The organism is Amycolatopsis sp., assembly GCF_035546795.1.
Lineage (GTDB): Bacteria > Actinomycetota > Actinomycetes > Mycobacteriales > Pseudonocardiaceae > Amycolatopsis_E.
Window position 1 is genome coordinate 108635 of sequence record NZ_DASZWC010000039.1, and the last position, 20991, is coordinate 129625.

Consider the following 20991-nt stretch of genomic DNA (forward strand, 5'->3'; position numbering starts at 1 on the left):
GATGATGTCGACGCAGTGACAGATGCCGTGCTCACCGCGTCCCGGCTGCTGGTGGCCGTGTCGGCGCGATCGATCGCCGAGGTGGACGAGTCGATCACTATCGCCCAGTTCCGCCTGTTAGTCGTGCTGGAGGGCCGTGGTCCGCTGAAGCTGGTGACGCTGGCGGAGTATCTCGCGGTCAATCCGTCGACGGCCACGCGCATGGTGGACCGGCTCGTCGCGGCGGAGCTGGTCAGCCGGGCTGCGAACCCGGCCTCGCGCCGTGAGCTGGTGGTGTCGCTCACCGAGACCGGGGCGGCCGTGGTGCGGCAGGTGACCCAACGGCGGCGGGCCGAGATCGCGCGCATCGTGGGCCGGATGGCGGTCACCACACGGCAGGGGCTGGTGCGGGCGCTGACCGCGTTCGCCGAGGCCGGTGCCGAGCCCTCGATCCATGAGCAGGCCGAGGCGCTCTGGTTGTGACGCGCGTCGCCTGACCACCCCACCGCTATCAATGCTCACGACAAGTGTTGCATACTGCAACGGTGACGGTGGCTGAAGGTGTGTACGAACGCGGGACGACCGCGGTGCGGGTGCCGGCTCGCCAGTCGGTGGGGCGGTGGCTGCGGGAAAGCTCGACGGGCTTGGCGGGGCTGGCGGTGCTGATCGGTGCCGGGTCCGGGTTGGGGGCGGTGGCGTTTCGCTGGTTGATCACGACGTTCACGCACCTGTTTTCCGGGCACGCGGACTATTCGGCCGCGGGCGGGCAGGCGCATCCGTGGTTTCCAGCGCTGGGGCCGTGGTTCCTGCTGATCGTGCCGGTGCTGGCAGGCCTGGTGTACGGGCCCTTGGTGTACCGGTTCGCACCGGAGGCCCGCGGGCACGGGGTGCCCGAGGTGATGTACGCGGTCGCGGAGCGGGGTGGCCGGATCCCGGCGCAGGTCACCGTCGTGAAAGCGGTGGCGTCCGCGATGTGCATCGGCTCCGGCGGCTCGGTCGGGCGTGAGGGGCCGATCGTGCAGATCGGGTCGGCGCTGGGGTCCACGCTGGGGCGCGCGTTCCGGCTGCCGGAGTCGCGGTTGCGGGTGCTGGTGGCCTGCGGCGCGGCGGGCGGGATCGCGGCCACCTTCAATGCACCGCTCGCGGGCCCGTTCTTCGCGATGGAACTGATCCTGCGCAACTTCGCGGTGGAGTCTTTCGGCGCCGTGGTCCTCTCCAGCGTCACCGCGTCCGTCGTCGGCCGGGCGGTATTCGGGAACACCGCGTTCCTGGATCTGCCCCCGTTCACCTTGCGCAGCCCGGTGGAGTATCTGCTGTTCGTGGTGCTGGGCGTGGTGGTCGGTGGGTGCGGGGTGCTGTTCACGCGGGTGCTCTACTGGATCGAAGACGTCTGCGACTGGGTCTGGCACGGCCCGGAATGGCTGCGCCCCGCTGTCGGCGGCGTGCTACTGGGTGGGTTGCTGCTGGTGTTGCCGGAGATGTACGGCGTGGGCTACCCGGTCCTGCAACACGCGGTCGAAGGCAAATATGTGCTCGGGTTCCTGCTCCTGTTGCTGATCGGCAAGATCGTCGCGACCAGCCTGACCATCGGGATCGGCGGCTCGGGCGGGGTGTTCGCGCCGTCGCTGTTCATCGGGGCAATGGGCGGCACCGCGTTCGGTATCGCCGTGCACGCCTGGCTGCCGGGCCTGACCGCCTCGCCCGGGGTGTACGGGTTGATCGGCATGGGCGCGGCCTTCGCTGGCGCGGCGCGTGCCCCGATCACGGCGGTGATCATCCTGTTCGAGCTGACCGGCCAGTACACGATCATCCTGCCGATGCTCACGGCGATCGTGGTCGCCACCCTCACCAGCAAAGCCTTGCTGCGCGGTGACACGATCTACACCCTCAAGCTCCGCCGTCGCGGCGTGGACCTCGAGCGTTCACCCGAGTCGCGGCGCCTGGCGGGCACGACCGTGGCCGCCGCGATGGAATCGCTGCCCGACCCACTGCCGGAGGGCGCCGTCCTGACTGAGGCGTCGCACGCGCTCGCGGTGTCCGGGCACGGGATCCTTCCGGTGGTCGGGGCGGACGGGACCTACCACGGGTGCGTCACCGCCCGTGCGGTCGCCGAAGCCCTCGCCAGTGACGAGCCAGACCTGGGTTTCCGCAACGCTTCGGATCTGGCCGAGCTGCCGCCGTTGGTGACGTGCGAGTCCAGCCTGGCGGACGCGTTGACCGCACTGACGAACGCTCCCGGTACCGGGCTGCCCGTGCTCTCCACTGACCACGAGTTGGCGGGCTGGATCACCCATCAGAGTGTGCTCGACGCGCTGCACCCCACTGTGTCCGATGGTCGGACCGTGGCAAGCAGGTCCTCCGTGGAGGCCGCCCAATGATGATGATGCGAAATCCACTGCTGCCGGAGTGGCTGCGTCTGGTGTGGGCGGTGCTGCTGGTCGTGGTGGCCTTCGCGCACCTGAGGCACGTGGTCACCATGCGGGGGCAGCGGCGCTGGTGGCATATCGGGCACACGCTCATGGCGGCCGGAATGGCGGCGATGTACCTGCTGCCGCGGATGGATCATCAGGCGCTGTACCGGTCGGGGCTGGCGCTCTACGTCGTCGTGGCGGTGGCGCTCGCCGCGACCACGGCGGCGCATTGGCGCCGGGAGGCGGTGGTCAACCCGCTGTGGGTGGCGTCCACGCTGGATGTGGTGGTGATGGTGTACATGCTCCTACCGGTGCGGACGCCGACGGTAAGCGGAGTGTTCGTGGTGTACCTGGCGGGGCAGGCGGTGGCCTGGGCGCTGGGGCTGTGGAGCCGGGTACCAGCACTACGCCCGGTCCCCGCCGACGGCACGGCAGGCACCGAGCCGGGTGGTTCGGCGACGGTGGCGGTCGGGTTGACCGCGCACTCGTCGCCAATCGTGTTGAGCACGCTGGCAGTGATGGCGGCGAGTATGGCCTACATGCTGATCGCGATGTAGGGGAGTCCGGGTGACACGCGTGGTGCGGCCGGTCGTGCTCGTGGTGGGCCTGGCCGTTGTGGTCGTGGTAGCGGTCGTGGCAGGGGCCTCGCCGTACCGCGCCGTGGGCAACGCCGACCCCGGTCGGCTGGTGGCGATGGGCACGCCGGTCCTGCGGCTGTTGGTGGACGTGGCCGCCGCGGTGTGCCTGGGATCGCTGGCTTTTGTGGTGGGCTGCACCCGGCCGCGGGACTCGGGCGGGGTGTCGGCCGAGGCGTACCGGGAACTGCGGGTCGCGACCCGCGCGGCGATCGTGTGGTGCGCGGGTTCGCTGCTGCTGGTGCCTTTCACCGCCGCGGACACGGCGGGGCTGCCGTTGCCCGACGTCGTCGGTCACTTGGGTGGGTTGCTGGGGGCGATGGAGGAACCGCGGGCGTGGCTGGTCACCGGTCTGGCGCTGGTGGTGGTGTCGGTCGGGTGTGGGATGGCGTTGCGGTGGGAGCCGATCGTGGTCCTGTTCGGCTTGGCGGTGCTGGCGGTGCTGCCGCCGCTGATGACCGGGCATGGCTCGTCGGATGTGGGCCACGACTGGACGTTGGCCGCGCTGGTGATCCACGTGCCGGCGGCTCTGGTGTGGCTGGGCGCCCTGCTGGTGGTGGTGCGCCGCGGGCGGCTGGACGGGCCGGCGCGGCACCGCTACGAGCGGCTGGCGATGGGGTGCTGGCTGGTGCTGGTCGCCTCCGGCGCGGTGCTGGCAGTCGTGCTCGTCCCGTCCGGCGGGTGGTCGAGCGGCTACGGCCTGCTGCTGAGCGCGAAGGCCGGAATCGTGGCCGCGCTCGGCGGAGCTGGTTTCGCGACGCGCCGTCGCGCGACACAACGGCCGGGGCTGTTGGGCGCGGAACTGGTGTCGCTGGCGGCCGTGGTGGCGCTGTCGGTGGACCTGACCCATCTGCCTCTGCCGGGATTTCTGGGCCGCGCCGTCACTACTGGACAGACGCTGCTCGGCTACGACCTCGACGGACCGCCCACACTGGCGCGGCTGGCGCTGGACTGGCGGCCGGACCTGTTCTTCGCGTCGCTCGCCGTGGCGCTGGCCGCTGCCTATCTGGTGGGCATCGCGCGGCTGCGGCGGCTGAGCCAGCGGTGGCCTGCCGGACGCACTGCGGCCTGGCTTGGGGGATGCCTAGTGCTACTGGTGGCAACGTCCTCGGGGGTGGGCCGGTACGCGGCGGCGATGTTCAGCGTGCACATCGCCAGCCACATGCTGGTGTCGATGCTGGCCCCGGCGCTGATGGTGCTCGGCGGGCCGCTGACTCTGCTACGCGCGGCGATCCCGCCCAGGGGCGGCCTGCCGGGACCGCGGGACTGGGCTGAACTCCTTGGTACGTCGCGCCTACTGCGGGCGCTGACGCATCCCGTGGTGACGCTGGCCTTGTTCGCCGGTTCGCCGTTCGCGCTGTATTTGACCGGGTTGTTCGACGCGGCCGCCCGGTTCCACTGGGCGCATATGGCGATCAATGCGTGGTTCCTGGTCGTGGGGTATCTGTTCCTGTGGCCGCTGATCGGCGCCGACCGGGCGCCGCGGCCGCTGCCGAACCTGGTGCGGCTGGGGCTGCTGCTGGCCGCGATGCCGGCCGATGTGGTGTTCGGTGCGGTGCTGATGAGCATCCACCGCGTGATCGGCAACGGGCCCGCCTCGGCCGAGATGTACCAGGCGCTGGCGCTGCCGTGGGTGCCCGACCTGCACGCCGACCAGCGGTTGGCGGGGCTGCTGGCGCTGATCCTCGGTGAGCTGGCGCTACTGGTGGTGCTCGCCGCGCTGGTCGCCCGCTGGGACTCCCGCGAGGACGCCCATGTCCGGGTGCTGAATGAGATCGCCGTGCGGCGCTGAACCGGCATAGCCGGAGGCAGGTGGAAGGGTGGATCGGCTAGTCCAGGCGGATGCGGACCATGGGCAGTGTGTCGACGGGGGTGCCGGTCGCGTGTTCAATGGCGGCGCGCAGGTTCTTCCAGGCACCGGGGTGGCTCTGGATGTAGCGGTCGAGTGCCGCGGCGGCGTCGGCCTCGGTCATGGGCGTAGCCGACGCCGCTGCCGCGCGACGGGGACCGCACCAGACCCGGACCCCGGGGTGGGCTTGGATGTTGCGGTACCACTGGGCGGCCTCGCCGAAGCCGGACACGATCACATACTCGTCGAGCGCGGGCCGGTCGACGACCTCCAGCACGACATAGCGCAGCGCTCCGGTACGGCGGCCGACGTGTTCCAGCATGAGCAGCCGGGTGCCGAACAGGAAGCCGAGGCCGGCCCGGTAGAGGCTGATCGGCGCGCGGACGAACCGCCGGGTCCGCAAGGCGCGGCCGCCGAGGCGGGCGAGCGTATCGGACAGCGTCATCGGGGTCCTTCGCTTTCTGTGGTGGACGGATCGGGTACCGGACGAGATCACCGCGCGGCGCCGAACCGGCGCAACCGCAGGCTGTTGGACACCACGAACAGCGACGAGAATGCCATCGCCGCTCCCGCGATGAGCGGGTTGAGCAGACCCAGTGCCGCGATCGGCAGGGCGGCGACGTTGTAGCCGAAGGCCCACCACAGGTTGCCGCGGATGGTGCGCAACGTGGCGCGGGCGAGCCGGATCGCGCACGGCACCACGTCCAGCTCGGTGCGCACCAGGATCACATCCGCCGCGCCCAGCGCCACATCAGTGCCGGTGACCAACGCCAACCCGAGATCGGCACGGGCGAGCGCCGGTGCGTCGTTGACCCCGTCGCCCACCATCGCCACGACGCGACCCTCGTGTCGCAACCGTTCGATCGCCGCGGCCTTGTCCGCGGGCAGCACCTCGGCGACCACGTCGTCGATGCCGACCTCGGCGGCGACCGCGCGGGCGGTGGCCGCGTTGTCGCCGGTGAGCAGCACCGTGCGCAACCCCAACGCGTGCAGGTCGGCCACCGCCTGTGCGGCATGGGGCCGCACCGTGTCGGCGACCGCGATCAGCCCGGCCGCCGCCCCGTCGGCGGCCACGGCCACGCAGGTGCGCCCGGCAGCCTCCCACTTCTCGCGAGTCTCTACGAGATCAGCAGGCAGGCTGATGCCGTGGTCAGCGAGCAGCCGGACTGATCCGACGAGGATGTCGCGGCCCTCCACCACACCACTCGCGCCAAGGCCGGGCAGCGCTCGGAACCCCGTCACGACAGGAAGTTCGCCGCACTCGGCGCGGGCCGCTGCGGCGACCGCTTGCGCGATTACGTGCTCCGACGCGTGCTCGACCGCCCCAGCCTCCCGCAGCACCTGCTCTCGTGTCGCCGCGGCGGTGACCTCCAGACCGGCGAGCGTGAGCTGACCGGTGGTCAGCGTGCCGGTCTTGTCCAGCACCACGGTGTCGATCGCCCGGGCCGATTCCAGCGCCTGCAGGCTCTTGAGAAACACGCCCAGCTGCGCGCCGCGCCCGGACGCGACCATCAGCGCCGTCGGCGTGGCCAGGCCGAGCGCGCACGGGCACGCGATGATCAGCACCGCGAGCCCGGCGCTGAATGCCCGTTCCGGCGACCCCGCCAGCCCCAGCCAGACCGCGAACGTGCCCACCGCGAGTGTGATCACGACCGGGACGAATACCCCGGACACCCGGTCCGCCAGCCGCTGCACCGCGGCCTTCTCGTTCTGCGCGCGCTCCACCAGGTGAACCAGTTGGGCCAGCTGTGTGTCCGCGCCGACCCGGGTAGCGCGCACGACCAGCCGTCCGCCCAGTGCGATCGTGCCCCCGACCACCGGGTCGCCCGGTCCGGTCTCTGCGGGGATCGACTCGCCGGTCATTGAGCTGGCATCCACCGCGCACGCGCCGTCGGTGACCTCGCCGTCGGTGGCGATCGTCTCGCCTGGCCGCACCACGAACCGGTCACCCACCCGCAACGCGTCCACCGGGATCCGGCGCTCGGCGCCGTCCTCGCCTAGCACGGCGACATCATTCGCGCCGAGCGCGGCCAGCGCGCGCAACGCCCCGCCTGCACTCCGCTTGGCCTTCGCCTCGAACAGCCGCCCGGCCAGCACGAAGATCGTCACCCCGACCGCGACATCCAGGTAGATCGACCCGCCCGGCCGCAAGACCAGGCCCCACACTCCGTCGGTTGGCTGGCTCGCCGTGCCGTGCCAGAACATCGTGTAGACCGACCAGCAGGTCGCCGCGATGATCCCCAGCGACACCAGCGTGTCCATCGAGCTGCCGCCGTGCCGCGCTGCCACGATGGCCTTGCGGTGAAACGGCCAGGCGCACCAGCCCACCACCGGCGCCGTCAGCGCCAGCACCAGCCACGGCCAGCCGGGGAACCGCAGCGACGGCACCAGCGCCAACGTGAACGACAGGTCCGCCATCGGCACACCCACCAGCAGCGCCACCACCAGCCGCCGCCACAGGCCACGGACGCGCTCGGCGGCCTGCCGGTCGGCGGGATCGGCGTCGTCGCGCCGCAGCGGCGTCGCCGAGTAGCCCGCGGCCTCCACCTGCTCCACCAGCCGCTCGACAGGCACGGCGGCCTCGACCGTGGCCCGCTCCGTGGCGAAGTTGACCCGCGCGCTGACCCCGTCGAGCTTATTGAGCCTTCGCTCCACCCGCGCCGCGCACGCCGCGCAGGTCATCCCCCCGATCGCCAGCTCCACCGACCGGGTCTCCACCACGGATGTCATGCGCCGTTCCTGCCAGCCGCGAACTCGTACCGCATGGACCAAGTGTTGCTCAGTGCAATAATCATGGTGTGAGCACCCCCCTTACGTGGCACACGCTGGTGACTGTCTGGGACATGCCCGTCGCGGCGGCCGTCCTTCTCGGCCTGGCGGTAGTGCTGTACCTGTGGGGCGTTCATCGCGCGGACCGGTGGCCGACGTGGCGCACGGCGTGCTTTCTCGCTGGACTCGTGGTGATCGGTGTCGCGGTGGGCGGCAGCGTCAACGCCTACAGCGGCGTGCTGTTCTCCATGCACATGGCCCAGCATCTGCTGCTCATCGCCGTCGCGCCCGTGCTCGTGATCTTCGGGCGGCCGCTGTCGCTGCTGCGTGCCGCCACCGCGGGTCGGGCCCGGCGCGTGCTCGCGGCGGTGGGGCGCAGCCGGATCACGGGCGTCGTGACCCATCCCTTCGTCGCGTTCGCGCTCTACGCCGCGGTCGTCGCGGGCACGCACCTCACCCCCTTCCTGCAGGGCGCGCTGACCCATCCCGGCCTGCACGCCGTTGAGGAAGTTCTCTACCTCGCCAGTGGCTATCTCCTTTTGCTGCCCGTGCTCGGCGACCCGCCCGCACGGGCAGCCCTGTCCCCGTTGCTCGGCTTGATCATGGTGTTCGCCGGCATGGTGGTAGACACCGTTGTCGGCGTCGCCCTGCTCATGACGCCCTATGAACCGTTCCCCGCCTACGCCGCGATCGGCCGTACCTGGGGGCCGGGCCTGGTGGAGGATCTGCACTGGGGTGGCGCGGCGATGTGGGTCGGTGGCGACGTGCTCATGGCCGCTGTGGCGATCATCGTCATCACTCGCTGGGTCAACGCCCCCGACCGAGGCAACGACCTCGGCCCGTGGCTGGAAGCCGCCCGCCTCTCCGCACTCGGCCACGACCCAGCATCCACACAGGACATCGACAACGACGAGGACGCCCTGTGCGCCTACAACGCCATGCTCGCCCGCCTCGCCTCGACTGAACACCGCCAGTCCTCTCGTGACGACTGCGTATGAACGACAGACGTCGCGTGCGGCGGGAATATCGGCGCCGCAAGCCGCTGCCGGCGCTGGTGTTCATCACCGTGCTGGTCGTGGTGGCCGGAATCGTGTGGGCGAAGACGTTCCGTCGCGCGCACGATGTCAACGCCCAGGTTCGCTGTCCCGAACCTGCGACGGTTCAGTCCGGTGCACCGGTGGGCTACACGGCGCTGGACCAGGTCACCCCAGCGCCACCCGGACGCGTGCGAGTGCGCGTGGTCAACGCCACCTCCCGACCGATGCTGGCCACTGGTGTCGCGGCCGAGTTGCGGTCCTGGGGATTCGGCGAGGCGGCTGCGCCCAGCGAGGACACGGTGTACCCGGCCGGCACGTTGACCTGCGTCGGTCAGATCCGATTCGGTACGCGTGGCGCCTCGGCGGCACGCACGCTCAGCTTCCTGGTGCCATGCGCCCAGCTGGTCCGCGACGACCGATCCGATACCACGGTCGCCCTCGCCCTCGGTGAGCGATTCTCCCGCCTGGCACCCACCCCGGCCGGCCACACAGTGCTGGATCAGTTGAGAGGCAGGGGCCGCGACGTCGACGGGCAGCAGACCGACGACAGCGACATACCCCGGATCGCGCGGCAGTTATTCGCGGACGCACACCCTGGTCAGTGCTGAGGCCTCCGACAATCGCAAGATAGTCGTAAGGTTCCCCAGCCTGGCGATCGGGAATGATGTCCGGGGACCCCGATGGTCCCGGTCCTGCCTCCCAAATCTGCCGCAGGACCTGCCACAGGAGTCCGGCCGGTGCTCGGTCGCCCGGCCGGACTCCGCCGCGCCGCCGCCAGGTCCACGGGACCAATATTTGCCTAGAACAACTCTTGCTGTACGCATGAGATATGTGGTCTCGCGCTGTTCCCAGCTCTACGGTCGATGGCGGTCACTAGCGACACGGAATGGACAAGGTCCGCTCATGAACGGGGATCGAGAGGATCCTCCGTTCCACCACCCTCACATGCGACCTCACCCCAGCCGCGAAATCCCTGCTCAGGCCGTGGCGTGAGTAGAGTGCCGGGAGGCGGCTAACCGACCATTGGGGCCGGTAACCTGGGCGCACTTGAGAAGCCTCAAACCTCGGTTAGGCCGGCGCTGCGGGCCGAGTTGTGGGCCCGTTGCGGGGCCGGTGCGACGATCCGGGATTTGGCTGCGTGGTCGGTTCGGTGCGCCTCGCGAAACGGTGGTGCCTCATCTGGTTCGGGCGGGGTCGAGTTTTCGCAGTCTCGGTCTCACCGATGAGGACTTCCGATCACAACAGATGCGGCTACACGTTTACCGGAATTGTCACCACCACATGGGGTGCAGCCGGGTGAAAAGACCGTTGATTTCCAGGTGCTTGCGAGCTCGTAGGGCAAGTAGTGTTCAACTGCAGGTGGCGGAAGCGGCGCATAAGGCAACGACTACGATCTGCCAGGCCGAAGTGGCCGCAAGAGTCGGGAGCACCGTGCGCAAAGTCATGCTGGTTGCAGCGGCGATCATTGCGCTCTGCGCCGCCTGCACCTCACCGAACCTCACCACCGCCAGCAGTACGACTGCCCCGTCGACATACCAATTGATTGAAGCCCAGTCGCCCGCCTGCGCGGCGCAGGGGCAGACCGTCGCCCGCTATCTCGACACCGGGCAGCCGACCAGCCTCGACCCCACCTATGGCAACCAGCGGCAAGACGTGCTCGCGCTGACCGGCGAACAGCGGGCCCTGAAGATTCGCCAGGAAGCCGACCAGGTGATCCAGGGCTGTGACAAAGGCACCGAGACTGGCGGCGGTACGTACCACGCCAACAAGATTCTGACGACGCAACCGTACGAAGCGGTTCGAGCGGTCTACGAAACGATTGGGCAGGACCAGCCCGACCAGGCCTGCGGGCGTTTCGACACCGCGACGCAGGACACCTTCGCTCGCGACGTCGGCTACCCCGACTGTCGCCAGGCGGTGCTCGGACTGCACAGTCAGGTCACGAACGTGAACGACTACGCCGAGTCGATTTTCCCGGAGCAGTACGACCCGAACGCAACCACCATCGCTATCGACTCGTGCGACTTCACGATCAGCGGCGGCCCGGCGCTCGGGGTGTTCACGGTGACCAAGGTCGAGAAGGGGCAGTGGCTGATCACCGCTCACGCGACTGGGCCTCGTACGTGTTCCAGGTAGCGGCTCCAGGGCCGCCTTTACCCTGCCGTTTTGTGACGGACAGTCACGAGAATTCAGTCCGAAAAGGTGTACATGGCCGTTTGTCGCGGGCTTCACGCCGATCATCGTTACCGAATGGAGCCTTGCTGACAGTGGTGTAACGCACGTCATGCCGCCATATGACAAGACGGCGGCGACCCGGCAGCTGGTGCGAGTGGCCTGAGCGCCCAACTGGCATGACCAGGCGGCGATCTCTCTTGGCGGCAGCGGCGGCGCGCCGAAGCAGGCGGGTTGGCTCGCTGAGGCGGTGGATCGTGATCCAACGTTTAGTTGATCCACACAATCCGTTCCGTTTAGTCTCTGCCGGTGACGACAACTATGCCGGGCGAACCGGTCCTCCTCGGCGGTCGGCACAATGGTGTTGGTGTTACCGCCCTCACGGTTGGGGGCGTTGGGGTCGTTCTCGGCGCCATCCCGATCATCGGCCTTAAGACCAGGGCCTTTGGATCGCTGGGCAAGGTACTCGGCCTGATCCCCATCCTCGGCATTCTTGCGATTGTGTGCGGGATCGTCGCATTGACGTTCGGTGCATTCGGCGTGTACCACGCCGGTCAGGACCCTGCGGTTCGGTTTTCCCTACCGATAATCGGACTGATTTTCGCCTTCGGTGCCGCCCTGCTGGGGGTGTGGAGCGTCGTGGTGGTTAACGACAAAATCAGTCAATGGCAGGATGATTGGAAGAACCTCGGTGTGGTTCTGAACAGCGGCGTGCCGCCAGCCGTCCTCCAACCAGCGCTCCCCACGACGACCTATGCCCAGCCGCTGCCCCCTGGCACCGGGTTGGTGACGCCCCCGCTGGCTAGCCCAACGTTCCCACCGCTAGCCACGCCGATTCCTCCGCCAGCTCCGACTTTCGCGCCACTTTCCTACCCACCGCTGCCGCCGACGGTCACACCGCCGCGGGAGTCGTTCGTCATTCCGTCGTCCCCGCCTGGCCCGTACCCGATGACCAGCATGTCGCTGCCACCGCCGTCCCCGGCGCCGACGAGCTGATGTCAGCACACCCCAGCGCGGAAAGCGTAGTCGATCCGAATCGACTCGGGGAGCCCGGGATTGACGGGCCGCGCCGACACCTCAGCGGCCACCACCTGCCACCAGTGGCGCGGCGGTGGCACCGCGGCGAATCCAATTTGGATGGCCACCGGGTGCACCGCGACACTCTGGCGGATTCTTCGGCCAGCCCGGCGGCGCACAGCCGCCGCGACCGACCCGGACCGCGCTCGTTGGGCCGGCCCCGGGCGGGCTTGCGCCAGCATGATCGGTGTCCGGTCGCCGTGCAGCAGTTCGCGCACGATCAGCATCCTCAAAGGCTCACTGAGATCCTCAGCCGCCTGTGGTGGCTGCGAGGGGTCTGCGCTGGTGCAAGGTCAGTTGCCACCTGGATTCGCGCCACACGTAGAGACTGGAACAGCGCAACGGCACCGTGGAGTCGGCTTGGTCGGCGACGGCATCGTAGGTGGCTAGCGTGATCGATTCGGTGATCGGCAGCATTCGCTCGCCGGTGAATCTGAACTGGTGCCACTCGAGCGTGGTCACCCATTCCGCGAGGGCTTCGCGCCGGTGGAAGTACCGTTCAGGCAGGAAGACGCGAGCGTCGGACGCCATGACGTGGCGGTAGACCTCGAGTGCGCGTCCTTCGATGACGGCGCGCCAGCAGGCGTATTCGAGTTCCAGCGGTGTCCGGTCGCTGCCCGGGTTCCGCACCGCGCTCAACTCCCGTCGTCGAATAGCCCATATGAGGCGTTTCGATGATGGAAGCATGATGCAAACTTTGTCCAGGGGTGCTGTCAGTGTTCTCCGGCGCTATGGCTGCCCCGGCTGGACGAGCCCGGTTTCGTAGGCCAGGACGACCAGTTGGGCGCGGTCGCGGGCGGCCAGCTTTTGCATGGCGCGGCTGACGTGGGTTTTCGCGGTGGTCGGGCTGATCACCATGTGTTCGGCGATGTCGCTGTTGGACAGGCCACGGGCGACCAGGGCGACGACCTCACGTTCCCGTGGTGTCAGGACGTCCAGCGTCCCGTGACACGCCGGTTGCGGTGGGCGTGCGATGAACGTGCTGATGAGTTTCCTGGTGATCGCCGGCGACAGGAGTGCCTCACCGCGGGCCGCGATCCGCACCGCGGTGATGAGGTCGGCGGGTTCGATGTCCTTGACGAGGAACCCGGCAGCCCCGGCGCGTAAGGCGTCGAACACGTACTCGTCGAGGCCGTAGTTGGTGAGGATCACGACGTGTACCTCGCCGAGTTGAGGGTCCGCCGCGATCCGCCGGGTCGCCTCGATCCCGTCCACCGTGGGCATCTGGATGTCGATCAGCGCCACGCCCGGTTTGTGCCGCGCGGCAAGGTCGGTGCCGGCGGCTCCGTCGGCCGCCTCGCCGATGACCTCGATGTCGTCTTCGGCCTCGAGGAGTGCGCGGAACCCGGCCCGGATGAGCGGCTGGTCGTCCACGAGCAGCACCCGGATCACCGCGCCTCCTCCAGCGGCAGCGCGGCTTCCACTGCGAACCCACCGCCGGGGCGCGGTGCGGCGACCAGCCGCCCGCCGAGCGCGCTCACCCGCTCGCGCATACCGGCCAGCCCCATTCCCGGCGCGACACGACTGTCGGCCGCTGCGGTCCCGTTGTCCTCGATCCGTACGGTCAGTGCGCCAGGGTTGTAGGTGACGTTGACCCAGGCGGTCGTCGCGCCGGCATGCTTGGCGACGTTGGTGAGAGCCTCCTGCACGATCCGGTACGCGGCACGGTCGACCTCGGGCGGCAGCGGGCACGGCTGCCCCTCGACCTTCAAGGTCGCCGGCGGCCCCGCGGTCGCCGACCGTTCCACGAGGGCCGGCAACCGGTCGAGCCCGGATGTGCCGTCTTGGCCTGGTTCGCGCAGGACCTCCAGCGTGGCGCGCAGCTCCCGCATCGCCTCCTGGCTCGCTTCTTCCACGGCCACCAGAGCTTGCGGGACCTCCTCGCCGTGCTTACGCGCCAGATGCACGGCGACACCGGCTTGGACCTTGATCACCGAGATGGTGTGGGTGAGCGAATCGTGCAGCTCCCGCGCGATCCGCAATCGCTCCTCGTCGGCGCGGCGCAGCGCGACCGCCTCACGGGTGCGCTCGGCCTCGTCGGCCCGCCGCCGCGCCTCGGTGAGGTACGCGCGACGGTGGCGGCTGGCCTCGCCGAGCACGAAGGCGGCGACGAACCAGCCCACTGGAAGGATCGCGGCCTGGACGGCCTGCCCAGCGGGCCCGCTGGACTTCGCGAGATCGGATAGCACGGCGATGACCACCAGCGGCACCGTCACCGCGGTCGCGAGCCGCCGGTGCCCGGCGGCGACCACGGTGTACACCGCGATGAGCACGGGCACCGTCGCGATCGGGCCCGGCTCGGCCCGCGCGGTGTAGGCGAGCACGAGCACCACCGACACCAGCAGCACCGTGCGTGGCGCGCGCTGGCGACCAGCGATGACCAGCGTGCCCGCCAGCAGCAGCCCGTAGTCCAGGACGTCCGGCCGGTGGGACCCGAGGGCGGCGTCGGTCACCGCGAGCGCGGCGACGCCGACCGCGAGCGCCACATCGCGCGCGGGCGCCGGCCACCCCGGTCGTGTTCCATGGGCGAACCATAGCCCGCCCTGTTCGTCGGCGGCGTTCTCCGGCGGTAGTGGATCGCACTACTACCAGCGAAGTAGGACCCGAATCGACCTGCTTCCGGGGTCGCCCAGCGATTGCCTCCCGCCGTCCGATGCGCGAGCTTCACGTTGAGGGCGAGGATCGTCCTCAACGGAACCCACGAGGGGAGCGAAGCCCATGATGTTCGTCGAGGTCCTCTATCCACCGGGCGCGTTGACCGCGGATCAGCGCCACGTGCTGGGTGATCGGCTGGTGACCGACGTGATGCAGGCCGGTGACAGCGGCGCGCCCGAAGCCGTGATCGACGCCGGACGGTCTCTGTGCCATGTGCTCTTTCGCGAGACGACCGACTGGTACACGGCCGGGCACGCACTGGCACCGGGGACGCCGCCCCCGTACCTGATCCGAGTCACGGTGCCGGAAAACTGGCGCGCGGAGATGGGCCCACATCTGGTGAAGGCGTTCACGAAGGTGCTCGCCGATATCGACCAGCAGCCGTCCCGGTTGTATGACGAACCAGCCTGCTGGATTCACGTGCTGGGGTTGCCCGACGGCGTGGCTGGGACGATGGGCCGGCCACTGGGCGAGGCCGACCTGGTCAGGATCATCACGAAACCACACCGAGACGCCCCGCGCTCGCCCAGTGATCTCCCACCGGGAACCGGCCTGGACCCGACCTGCGGGATGACAGTGCCGTTCGAGCATGCCGACGCCACCCTCGACTACGACGGGACTCGCTACGCCTTCTGCAACTCTGGATGCTACGACGTATTCGTCGAAGACCACCAGATCGCGGTGCCACACCCGCAGTGAGCACCAGCCCGTGGCGAACCGGTCAGGCGTCATGTCGCAGCCAGGACGGGTCGCCGTGGCCGTACTCGGCCACGAGTCCCGCCGCGAGCCAGATCAACGCCGGCAAAAGTTCGTCAGCCAGGTCGTCGAGCAGAGCGAGCCGGCTCGGGGCATCGCGGAAACCGACGAGGGTTGCGGCGCGGGCGGCCGCCCGGCCACAGGTGGGGCCAAGAACCTCATGCGCCCAATCAACTGCCCTCCGTTCGGGCTTGGTCACGCCCGCAGTGGCCGTCGCCGCAGTGATCCACCGCGTCAGGGTCAGAAAGGCCACGGACAGTCCAAGCGCCGCAGCATCGGGCGACTCACGGGAGACGGACTGGTCGGCCACGAGCACCCTCTCGGCGAACCGGCGCGCGGGCAGTGGAGAGCAGGCGCGCAAGCTATCCTGGACGGCCTCCAAGAGGTCATCGGACAAGCGCTGTTCGAGCTCTTCGAATGCTACATCGTCGCCGACCCTCTTATGCACAGAGCAATGATTGCACAGAGCAAATCTGCGGTGAAGTGCCGAACCGGTGCCGACGTTGTGGCGGAGGAGAATGCGGTGGCGGGTTGCTTCGCGGGGATCTTTACGGAATCTTTACGGTCGGCGCGCCGGGAACTCTGGTCGGCACTCGCGCCGGGGAGCGGGCACGGGTTCGTCGATGACGGCCGGAGTATGTGGGTGCGTCAGGAATGTGGCCGGAGTCGGGAGGAGGGTGTGTGCCGCCGTCGATTCCGGTGTGCGGGGCGGCGGGTCCGCTCGCAAGATCGGCGGTAACTGCGGACTTCGGGCTGACCCTTGGCGTGCTCGACCAACTCAGCGTTGACGGTGCCTCCAGTGCAACCTAAAATGACTGTCTGGTCAGTCATCTTGGAGGGCTGATGGATCGAGAATCGTTTGTTCGGACGGAAACACCGGCGAGGCGAAGGCGGGCTTGCGCTCTACCGGTAGGGGACACCGCTGGTCCCGGCCGGTGGGTCGCGTCATATATCCGCGTTGTCGAGCACCTGACGCGCGGTTGGGTCACCGTCGTCCTGACCGTCGGCTCATTCGCCCTGGGCGGTGCGCTGCCCGAACGCGCCGGACTGGCCGTTGCGAGTGCGTGGGTATTGTTCCTTGGGACCTACTGTGTGCTGAACTTCTGGCACTGCCGGGAAACTCACTGTGTGGTCACCGGGTGGGGATGGACACCACTGGGCACGTTCGGTCTGACCGCCGCCGTCATGCCTCGTGCGGGCCTGTCCTGGTTCGATGTGACCATGGAGTCAGCGGCCTTCCTGGTGATCCTCGGTGCAGGCTACGCCCTGGAGGCGGTGGTGGCGGCGCGGACCGGGCGGCGGGCGTTGCGGTAGAACATCGTCATGCCGAGGCTCGCCGACACCACACGCTCCGCGCGCCGCGCCCAGATCGTCGCCGCCGCCGTGCGCTGTTTCGCCCGCGCCGGCTACCACGCCACGACGATGGCCGACGTCGCCACTGAGGCCGGCGTGTCCAAAGGCACCCCGTACCTGTACTTCCCGAGCAAGCAGGCGTTGTTCCTCGCCCTCTACGCCGAGTGGGACTGCGGGCTCGCCGACCGGGTCGACGCCGCCCTCGACGCGCTGCCCGAACACGAGCGACGGTCCCCGCGTCGTGTGCTACACACCGTCGCGACGACAGTGGGAGCGCATGTCGTCGACCAGCCCGACACTTGCCGGGTACTGATGGAGGCCCGCACGCTCGCCGCCTACCACCCCGAGATCGCCACCGCCGTCCGTGCCTCTAACACCCGTACTCACGAGCAACTTGAAGACCTGTTCCGAGCAGGTATTGCGGCTGGCGAATGGACCGGCACCACCGACCCCGCCCTCGCGGCCCGCCTGTTCACCGCCACTCTTTACGGGCTGATGGCCGAATGGCATCTGGACCCGCACTCGATTTCTTGGAGAGCCGTCGCGGCAGCCGTGACCAGCACCCCTGCGGCGCGGCGGTGACCGCGTACCGAGCGCCGTGATCGGGTCGGAAATGTCCGCAAGGCAACGGCGGTCGATGCCGTCAAGCCCCGGTGGGTGGTGTCGGTGACAGGTAGCAGGTTCTGCCTGCATCTGGTGTCGGAACACGTGATCATGGTCTCCGCTATTAGCTGGTTCACCGGCCATCGATCGCCATATCCGCGGCCGGCGGGCGTTTCGTCGGCGTCCTCCGTTATGTCGGTAAGGTTTGGAAGAACGCCTGACATTTTCGGGCCCCAGTACCACGATGTCGTTCGGTACTCGCACTGGCCCCAGCGCCCGACGCCCGTGTATTCACCGTCGTGCCGTCGGGAGGGTGCCGACTGCTGGCCGGAAGCGGGTTCGCGGCTCGGCCCCGGATGCTTGGGCTGCCTGCTGACGCGATAGAGCGCGAGGCCGGTGACGTAGGGTCTCGAATATCGTGCCGTGGCGGTGCTATGCGCGGGTTGGTCAAGGTGACGAAGCTTGGTGCGCGGCGTGCGTTATCGACCCGACTTGGTGGCCCGCATCCATAGCACCACGTCCATGCAGCGCAGCAGGCTGATGTCGTCGATCTCGCCGGCCTCGTCGCGCAGCTTGGCCAGGGCTTCCTGTCGGCTCGGGTTGTCGTGGAACCAGGTCCACAGGCAGGCCCAGAAGCTGCTGGGTTGGTCGAGTAGTTTGGCGACCTCGTTGTCGTAGACCGGCAACAGGTGCGGTCGCTTGCGGGCCAGGAGTTTGGTAGCCGTCACCCAGCGGTAGTGGCCGCCGCAGCGGCAGAGCAGCGCCCAGAGGTCGGCAGCCGGTGATCCCGGGGCGTAGAGCTCCCAGGGGGCCTCGGGCATGGCCAGGTTCGTCGGGATCTGGACGAGGAGCTTCGTGATCTCGTCGGCGTGGGTTTCGGTGACGTCGATGGTGACCGCAGGCAGCCGGTCGGCGATGCTCAGGAAGCTCAGTGCCAGCACGTCGGCGGGCGTGACGACGTTCAGAACGTCAGGCGCGTCTCCGCCCCCGGCCAGGCGTTCGAAACGCCTCCCGCTGTACAAGCTCCCAGCTGGGCCATCTTCGTGGAAGTACTGTCGCAACGCTTCGACCGACTCGTCGCGCCAGCCACCGGAGACGCAACGGTCGAGGAGCTGATGCTGCAGTACGTAGGTCTCTGCGGTCGGTTCACTGAGGGAGTAAGCGGTCGACACGTTGTTCGGCTCCTTTGTGGGTGTCTTGGGTATCGTCCTGGCGGCGATGATCGGCATCGAGCCGCTTGTCGCTGGTTTCGCCCGCGTCGTGCGGTGTCGGCTCTTACGGGATGCCGCCGACGGCGGCTACCGCGCTACGAAGCCGCCGCTGGCTGTCGATGAACCACTCGATGTAGGTCGGCCACTCCGGCTGGTTGATGATCGAGCCCGCTCGCCGGTCGCCGATTCGGCAACCTTTCCGCCCGTCCAGCGGCTCGAACGACAGCGTTGTGCCATACGTCGTCTCCAGTTTCTCGCGTGCCACCATGATCTGGTTGAACCGCTTGGTGTTGACTTCGGGCTCGGGATGGCCGAAGTAGATCTCGGAGAGTGGTCCTTGCCGGCCGAACGAGACCGTGAAGTCGACGTACGAGACACCGCTGGGCGCGGGGAGCCAATTTTGTTGTGGTCCCTTGCGAGCACGGGTCCAGGGCAGTCCAGCTTCGCGTAATGCGTCGAGATAGCGGTCCCAGAACTCGGCATACAGCAGATTGCGATCTGTCGTGTTCCCGTCGTGAGAGTGGGTTCGTGTCCGCACGGATTTACCCCAATCGTTGGGTTGCGCCGTGACCCGGAACAAGGGCGCAGGCAGTGAGCCGCCGATGCGCACCGCCGAGACCTCGATGCCGAAGAACCGCGTGTCAGGATCGGTACGGGCATTGAGCCAGTCCAAGGCGGCGCGATGCTCCTCACGGAACTCCTTGGCGACCCACACGACGTTGACTGCGTCGGTCCCGGCAGCGTATGTGAGCAGCTGGCCCAGGTGCGAGTGGTCCGTCGCCTCGAGCTGGTTCTCGATGATGACGCGCTCGTCGGTGCGGAGGTCGGTGCCCACGAGGTCAAGGGAGAAGTCGCCCACCGGATGCTCGGCGGCCGCGATCGCCAGGTCCATGTCGAGCGCTTCACCGAGCGCATCCGCGTTGGCGAGCAGCCACGGCGTGAAATCTCGCGCCTCGTGCAGCCACACCTCGCGCAGGGGCACGGGTTCGAGTCGTCCGAGCCGGGTGGACCCTTCGCTAGCACCTTCTGTCATGTGGGGGAGTGTATGAGCGATGTGTGACATTTCGGGGGTGTCCGCCATGGGGAACCCAGCACTCCGGAAGGCGGGCGAAGGGATCGCGGTGCTGATCTGCGAGGTGTTGGGCGCCCTTGGCGCGACTGCGCCACGGGCGCGCCACCGGTGGGGTGCTGAACTATCGTCGGGGAGCACCCCGATCTCGTTGAGTCCGCTCGGCCGTGGGCGTGTTTGCCAAAGTCCCGGCACTTGCCGAAGACCTGGCGTAGAAGGGGTAAGCGCCTGACGACGCGTTCAACGAGCTTGTTCGTAGCAGAACCAGCTGGCAACGTGCGCGCGTATTTGTGTCGGTGCCCTGCCGTAGCGTTCGGCGCGCAAACCCGCGCTACTGACGAAGCTGACGACATGCGAGCCCTGACGCGAGAGATTCAAAACCCGAAGTCGCCGGTGTATCGCTTCCTGGCGGACCGCTTCGGTAACACCAAAGAAGTCGCGCGTCAGTACCGCGAGGCTGCCGGGCCGCTCCGGATATCCAGCAATGGCGCCAACGCGGGCACGGTCGGAACGGCCGCCGACTGGCTCTTGCGGTTTCTTCTGCACCCCGAACCGGACGTCCACCTAGCGATGGCTGGTGCCGCCAGGTACGTCGGGCCGAAGATGGTGCGCGCCGTTGCTGATTTGGCGACGAGGCTTGGTGCTGCGCCCCGCCCCTACACCGGAGGGATCGGAGTCGCCCCCGGTGATGCGTATGAGCTGGTGCTGGCCGAAATTGCGGATCTGGTTGCCGTGGCCGACCCCGGCGCGCCAGAGCAGCCCGTCGCCTTCACAGGCCCGGTCGTGGGCAACGACAGTGACCCTGAACTGCTGATGCGTGGTTGCTGGGCACTTGCCCTACTCACCGAGGTGTATCGCGCTGGCTCCAGGGCGCTGATGAACAGCCCGCTCGCGCCATTTTACCGCGCCGATGCCGACTCGTCACGTCAGCAGCCGGCTGTGACCGTCGATGAGTTGCTGTCGCTGGCTTCTCCAGCCGCGCTGGAACAACTCGCCCAACTTCGCGAGGTCTTTGAGGCAATCCTGATCCCGCAGCTCGCCGCCCGCGCAGGGCTGTGGGCGCTCGGCCCCTGGTTCGCCGGGTCGCGCCTGATCGGGGGTGCCGATGCTGACCTGATCGCCAGCGGCCTGCTGCTGGACCTCAAGACTGGGCTGGGGAGCAAGCGGCCCGACGGAACCCGGTGGTGCTCGCTGGAGAGAAAGGATCTCTACCAGCTGATCGGCTATGCATTGCTCGACTTCACAGACTCGTACCAGATAACTGAATTGGGCCTCTTCAGTGCCCGTTTCGGGTACTGCGCCACCTGGCCCATTGACAAGTTGCTCGCCGAGTTGGCTGGAGGCCCTGTCGATCTCGCGGCCGCGCGCGCCGACTTCGAGCACCTGCTCAAGAATAAATGAGCGTTTGACCTGTT

21 protein-coding genes are annotated in these 20991 nt (G+C 68.4%); 12 read left to right on the plus strand and 9 right to left on the minus strand.

Going from position 1 to position 20991, the window contains the following annotated elements; genetic code table 11:
- The first annotated feature begins 15 nt into the window (after positions 1 to 15).
- The 4 genes from VHD82_RS22360 to VHD82_RS22375 all read left to right on the plus strand — a co-directional run bounded on the left by VHD82_RS22360 (position 16) and on the right by VHD82_RS22375 (position 4817).
- On the plus strand, positions 16 to 462 hold the full coding sequence (locus VHD82_RS22360) for a MarR family transcriptional regulator (protein WP_325707129.1): 447 nt from the start codon (positions 16 to 18) through the stop codon (positions 460 to 462).
- A gap of 68 nt (positions 463 to 530) precedes the next feature.
- Positions 531 to 2357: a chloride channel protein gene (locus VHD82_RS22365; RefSeq protein WP_414637567.1), complete on the plus strand. Its 1827-nt coding sequence runs from the start codon at positions 531 to 533 to the stop codon at positions 2355 to 2357.
- The gene (locus tag VHD82_RS22370) at positions 2354 to 2947 is read left to right on the plus strand and encodes a DUF5134 domain-containing protein (RefSeq protein WP_325707135.1); all 594 of its coding nucleotides are present in this window, start codon (positions 2354 to 2356) and stop codon (positions 2945 to 2947) included. Before VHD82_RS22365 ends, VHD82_RS22370 begins: the two co-directional genes overlap by 4 nt.
- Before the next feature lie 10 nt (positions 2948 to 2957).
- Positions 2958 to 4817 (plus strand): cytochrome c oxidase assembly protein, encoded by a 1860-nt coding sequence (locus tag VHD82_RS22375; protein WP_325707138.1) that lies wholly within the window; start codon positions 2958 to 2960, stop codon positions 4815 to 4817.
- Positions 4818 to 4854: 37 nt separating this feature from the next.
- On the opposite strand, the gene VHD82_RS22380 is transcribed toward VHD82_RS22375, so the two are convergent.
- Positions 4855 to 5319, minus strand: a complete 465-nt coding sequence (locus VHD82_RS22380; protein ID WP_325707141.1) for a nitroreductase family deazaflavin-dependent oxidoreductase — start codon at positions 5317 to 5319, stop codon at positions 4855 to 4857.
- Between the two features lie 47 nt (positions 5320 to 5366).
- A complete protein-coding gene (locus VHD82_RS22385; protein ID WP_325707144.1) occupies positions 5367 to 7604 on the minus strand; it encodes a heavy metal translocating P-type ATPase in 2238 nt (745 codons plus the stop codon).
- A 68-nt stretch (positions 7605 to 7672) separates the two neighbouring features.
- Here VHD82_RS22385 and VHD82_RS22390 point away from each other — a divergent pair, with 68 nt between their 5' ends.
- The 4 genes from VHD82_RS22390 (at position 7673) to VHD82_RS22405 (ending at position 11848) form a co-directional block, all read left to right on the plus strand.
- Positions 7673 to 8641: a cytochrome c oxidase assembly protein gene (locus tag VHD82_RS22390; RefSeq protein ID WP_325707147.1), complete on the plus strand. Its 969-nt coding sequence runs from the start codon at positions 7673 to 7675 to the stop codon at positions 8639 to 8641.
- On the plus strand, positions 8638 to 9288 hold the full coding sequence (gene cei, locus VHD82_RS22395; protein WP_325707150.1) for an envelope integrity protein Cei: 651 nt from the start codon (positions 8638 to 8640) through the stop codon (positions 9286 to 9288). Before VHD82_RS22390 ends, cei begins: the two co-directional genes overlap by 4 nt.
- A gap of 823 nt (positions 9289 to 10111) precedes the next feature.
- Positions 10112 to 10816 carry a hypothetical protein gene (locus VHD82_RS22400; protein ID WP_325707153.1) on the plus strand — a complete coding sequence of 235 codons (705 nt, stop codon included), beginning with the start codon at positions 10112 to 10114 and terminating at the stop codon, positions 10814 to 10816.
- Positions 10817 to 11161: 345 nt separating this feature from the next.
- Positions 11162 to 11848, plus strand: coding sequence for a hypothetical protein (locus VHD82_RS22405; RefSeq protein ID WP_325707156.1), 687 nt, complete (start codon positions 11162 to 11164; stop codon positions 11846 to 11848).
- 2 nt (positions 11849 to 11850) lie between these two features.
- On the opposite strand, the gene VHD82_RS22410 is transcribed toward VHD82_RS22405, so the two are convergent.
- The 4 genes from VHD82_RS22410 to VHD82_RS22425 form a co-directional block, all read right to left on the minus strand.
- Positions 11851 to 12156: a hypothetical protein gene (locus VHD82_RS22410; protein ID WP_325707158.1), complete on the minus strand. Its 306-nt coding sequence runs from the start codon at positions 12154 to 12156 to the stop codon at positions 11851 to 11853.
- A 22-nt stretch (positions 12157 to 12178) separates the two neighbouring features.
- Positions 12179 to 12568 carry a hypothetical protein gene (locus VHD82_RS22415; protein WP_325707161.1) on the minus strand — a complete coding sequence of 130 codons (390 nt, stop codon included), beginning with the start codon at positions 12566 to 12568 and terminating at the stop codon, positions 12179 to 12181.
- Between the two features lie 90 nt (positions 12569 to 12658).
- Entirely contained in the window at positions 12659 to 13321 is a 663-nt protein-coding gene (locus VHD82_RS22420) for a response regulator transcription factor (protein ID WP_325707165.1), read from the minus strand.
- Positions 13318 to 14415, minus strand: coding sequence for a sensor histidine kinase (locus VHD82_RS22425; protein ID WP_325707168.1), 1098 nt, complete (start codon positions 14413 to 14415; stop codon positions 13318 to 13320). The genes VHD82_RS22420 and VHD82_RS22425 overlap by 4 nt, the downstream gene beginning before the upstream one ends.
- 232 nt (positions 14416 to 14647) lie before the next feature.
- Between VHD82_RS22425 and VHD82_RS22430 the strand changes: the two genes are divergently transcribed.
- Complete coding sequence (locus tag VHD82_RS22430; protein WP_325707171.1) at positions 14648 to 15283, plus strand: YHS domain-containing protein; 636 nt, start codon at positions 14648 to 14650, stop codon at positions 15281 to 15283.
- Between the two features lie 22 nt (positions 15284 to 15305).
- On the opposite strand, the gene VHD82_RS22435 is transcribed toward VHD82_RS22430, so the two are convergent.
- Complete coding sequence (locus VHD82_RS22435) at positions 15306 to 15788, minus strand: hypothetical protein (RefSeq protein WP_325707174.1); 483 nt, start codon at positions 15786 to 15788, stop codon at positions 15306 to 15308.
- A gap of 680 nt (positions 15789 to 16468) precedes the next feature.
- Between VHD82_RS22435 and VHD82_RS22440 the strand changes: the two genes are divergently transcribed.
- The gene (locus VHD82_RS22440) at positions 16469 to 16654 is read left to right on the plus strand and encodes a hypothetical protein (RefSeq protein WP_325707176.1); all 186 of its coding nucleotides are present in this window, start codon (positions 16469 to 16471) and stop codon (positions 16652 to 16654) included.
- 9 nt (positions 16655 to 16663) lie between these two features.
- The gene (locus VHD82_RS22445) at positions 16664 to 17275 is read left to right on the plus strand and encodes a TetR/AcrR family transcriptional regulator (RefSeq protein WP_325707179.1); all 612 of its coding nucleotides are present in this window, start codon (positions 16664 to 16666) and stop codon (positions 17273 to 17275) included.
- A 500-nt stretch (positions 17276 to 17775) separates the two neighbouring features.
- On the opposite strand, the gene VHD82_RS22450 is transcribed toward VHD82_RS22445, so the two are convergent.
- Positions 17776 to 18525, minus strand: a complete 750-nt coding sequence (locus tag VHD82_RS22450; protein WP_325707185.1) for a DUF6308 family protein — start codon at positions 18523 to 18525, stop codon at positions 17776 to 17778.
- 46 nt (positions 18526 to 18571) lie between these two features.
- Positions 18572 to 19489 carry a DUF4268 domain-containing protein gene (locus VHD82_RS22455; protein WP_325707188.1) on the minus strand — a complete coding sequence of 306 codons (918 nt, stop codon included), beginning with the start codon at positions 19487 to 19489 and terminating at the stop codon, positions 18572 to 18574.
- 438 nt (positions 19490 to 19927) lie between these two features.
- On the opposite strand from VHD82_RS22455, the gene VHD82_RS22460 reads away from it, so the two are divergent.
- Positions 19928 to 20977 carry a hypothetical protein gene (locus VHD82_RS22460; RefSeq protein WP_325707190.1) on the plus strand — a complete coding sequence of 350 codons (1050 nt, stop codon included), beginning with the start codon at positions 19928 to 19930 and terminating at the stop codon, positions 20975 to 20977.
- The last annotated feature ends 14 nt before the right edge of the window (positions 20978 to 20991 follow it).

Coding starts and splice junctions, on each gene's coding strand:
- VHD82_RS22380 (WP_325707141.1), bottom strand. CDS start 5,319: ATGACGCTGTCCGATACGCTCGCCCGCCTCGGCGGCCGCGCCTTGCGG.
- VHD82_RS22460 (WP_325707190.1), top strand. CDS start 19,928: ATGCGAGCCCTGACGCGAGAGATTCAAAACCCGAAGTCGCCGGTGTAT.
- VHD82_RS22430 (WP_325707171.1), top strand. CDS start 14,648: ATGATGTTCGTCGAGGTCCTCTATCCACCGGGCGCGTTGACCGCGGAT.
- VHD82_RS22445 (WP_325707179.1), top strand. CDS start 16,664: ATGCCGAGGCTCGCCGACACCACACGCTCCGCGCGCCGCGCCCAGATC.
- VHD82_RS22410 (WP_325707158.1), bottom strand. CDS start 12,156: ATGCTGATCGTGCGCGAACTGCTGCACGGCGACCGGACACCGATCATG.
- cei (WP_325707150.1), top strand. CDS start 8,638: ATGAACGACAGACGTCGCGTGCGGCGGGAATATCGGCGCCGCAAGCCG.
- VHD82_RS22370 (WP_325707135.1), top strand. CDS start 2,354: ATGATGATGATGCGAAATCCACTGCTGCCGGAGTGGCTGCGTCTGGTG.
- VHD82_RS22450 (WP_325707185.1), bottom strand. CDS start 18,525: ATGCCGATCATCGCCGCCAGGACGATACCCAAGACACCCACAAAGGAG.
- VHD82_RS22385 (WP_325707144.1), bottom strand. CDS start 7,604: ATGACATCCGTGGTGGAGACCCGGTCGGTGGAGCTGGCGATCGGGGGG.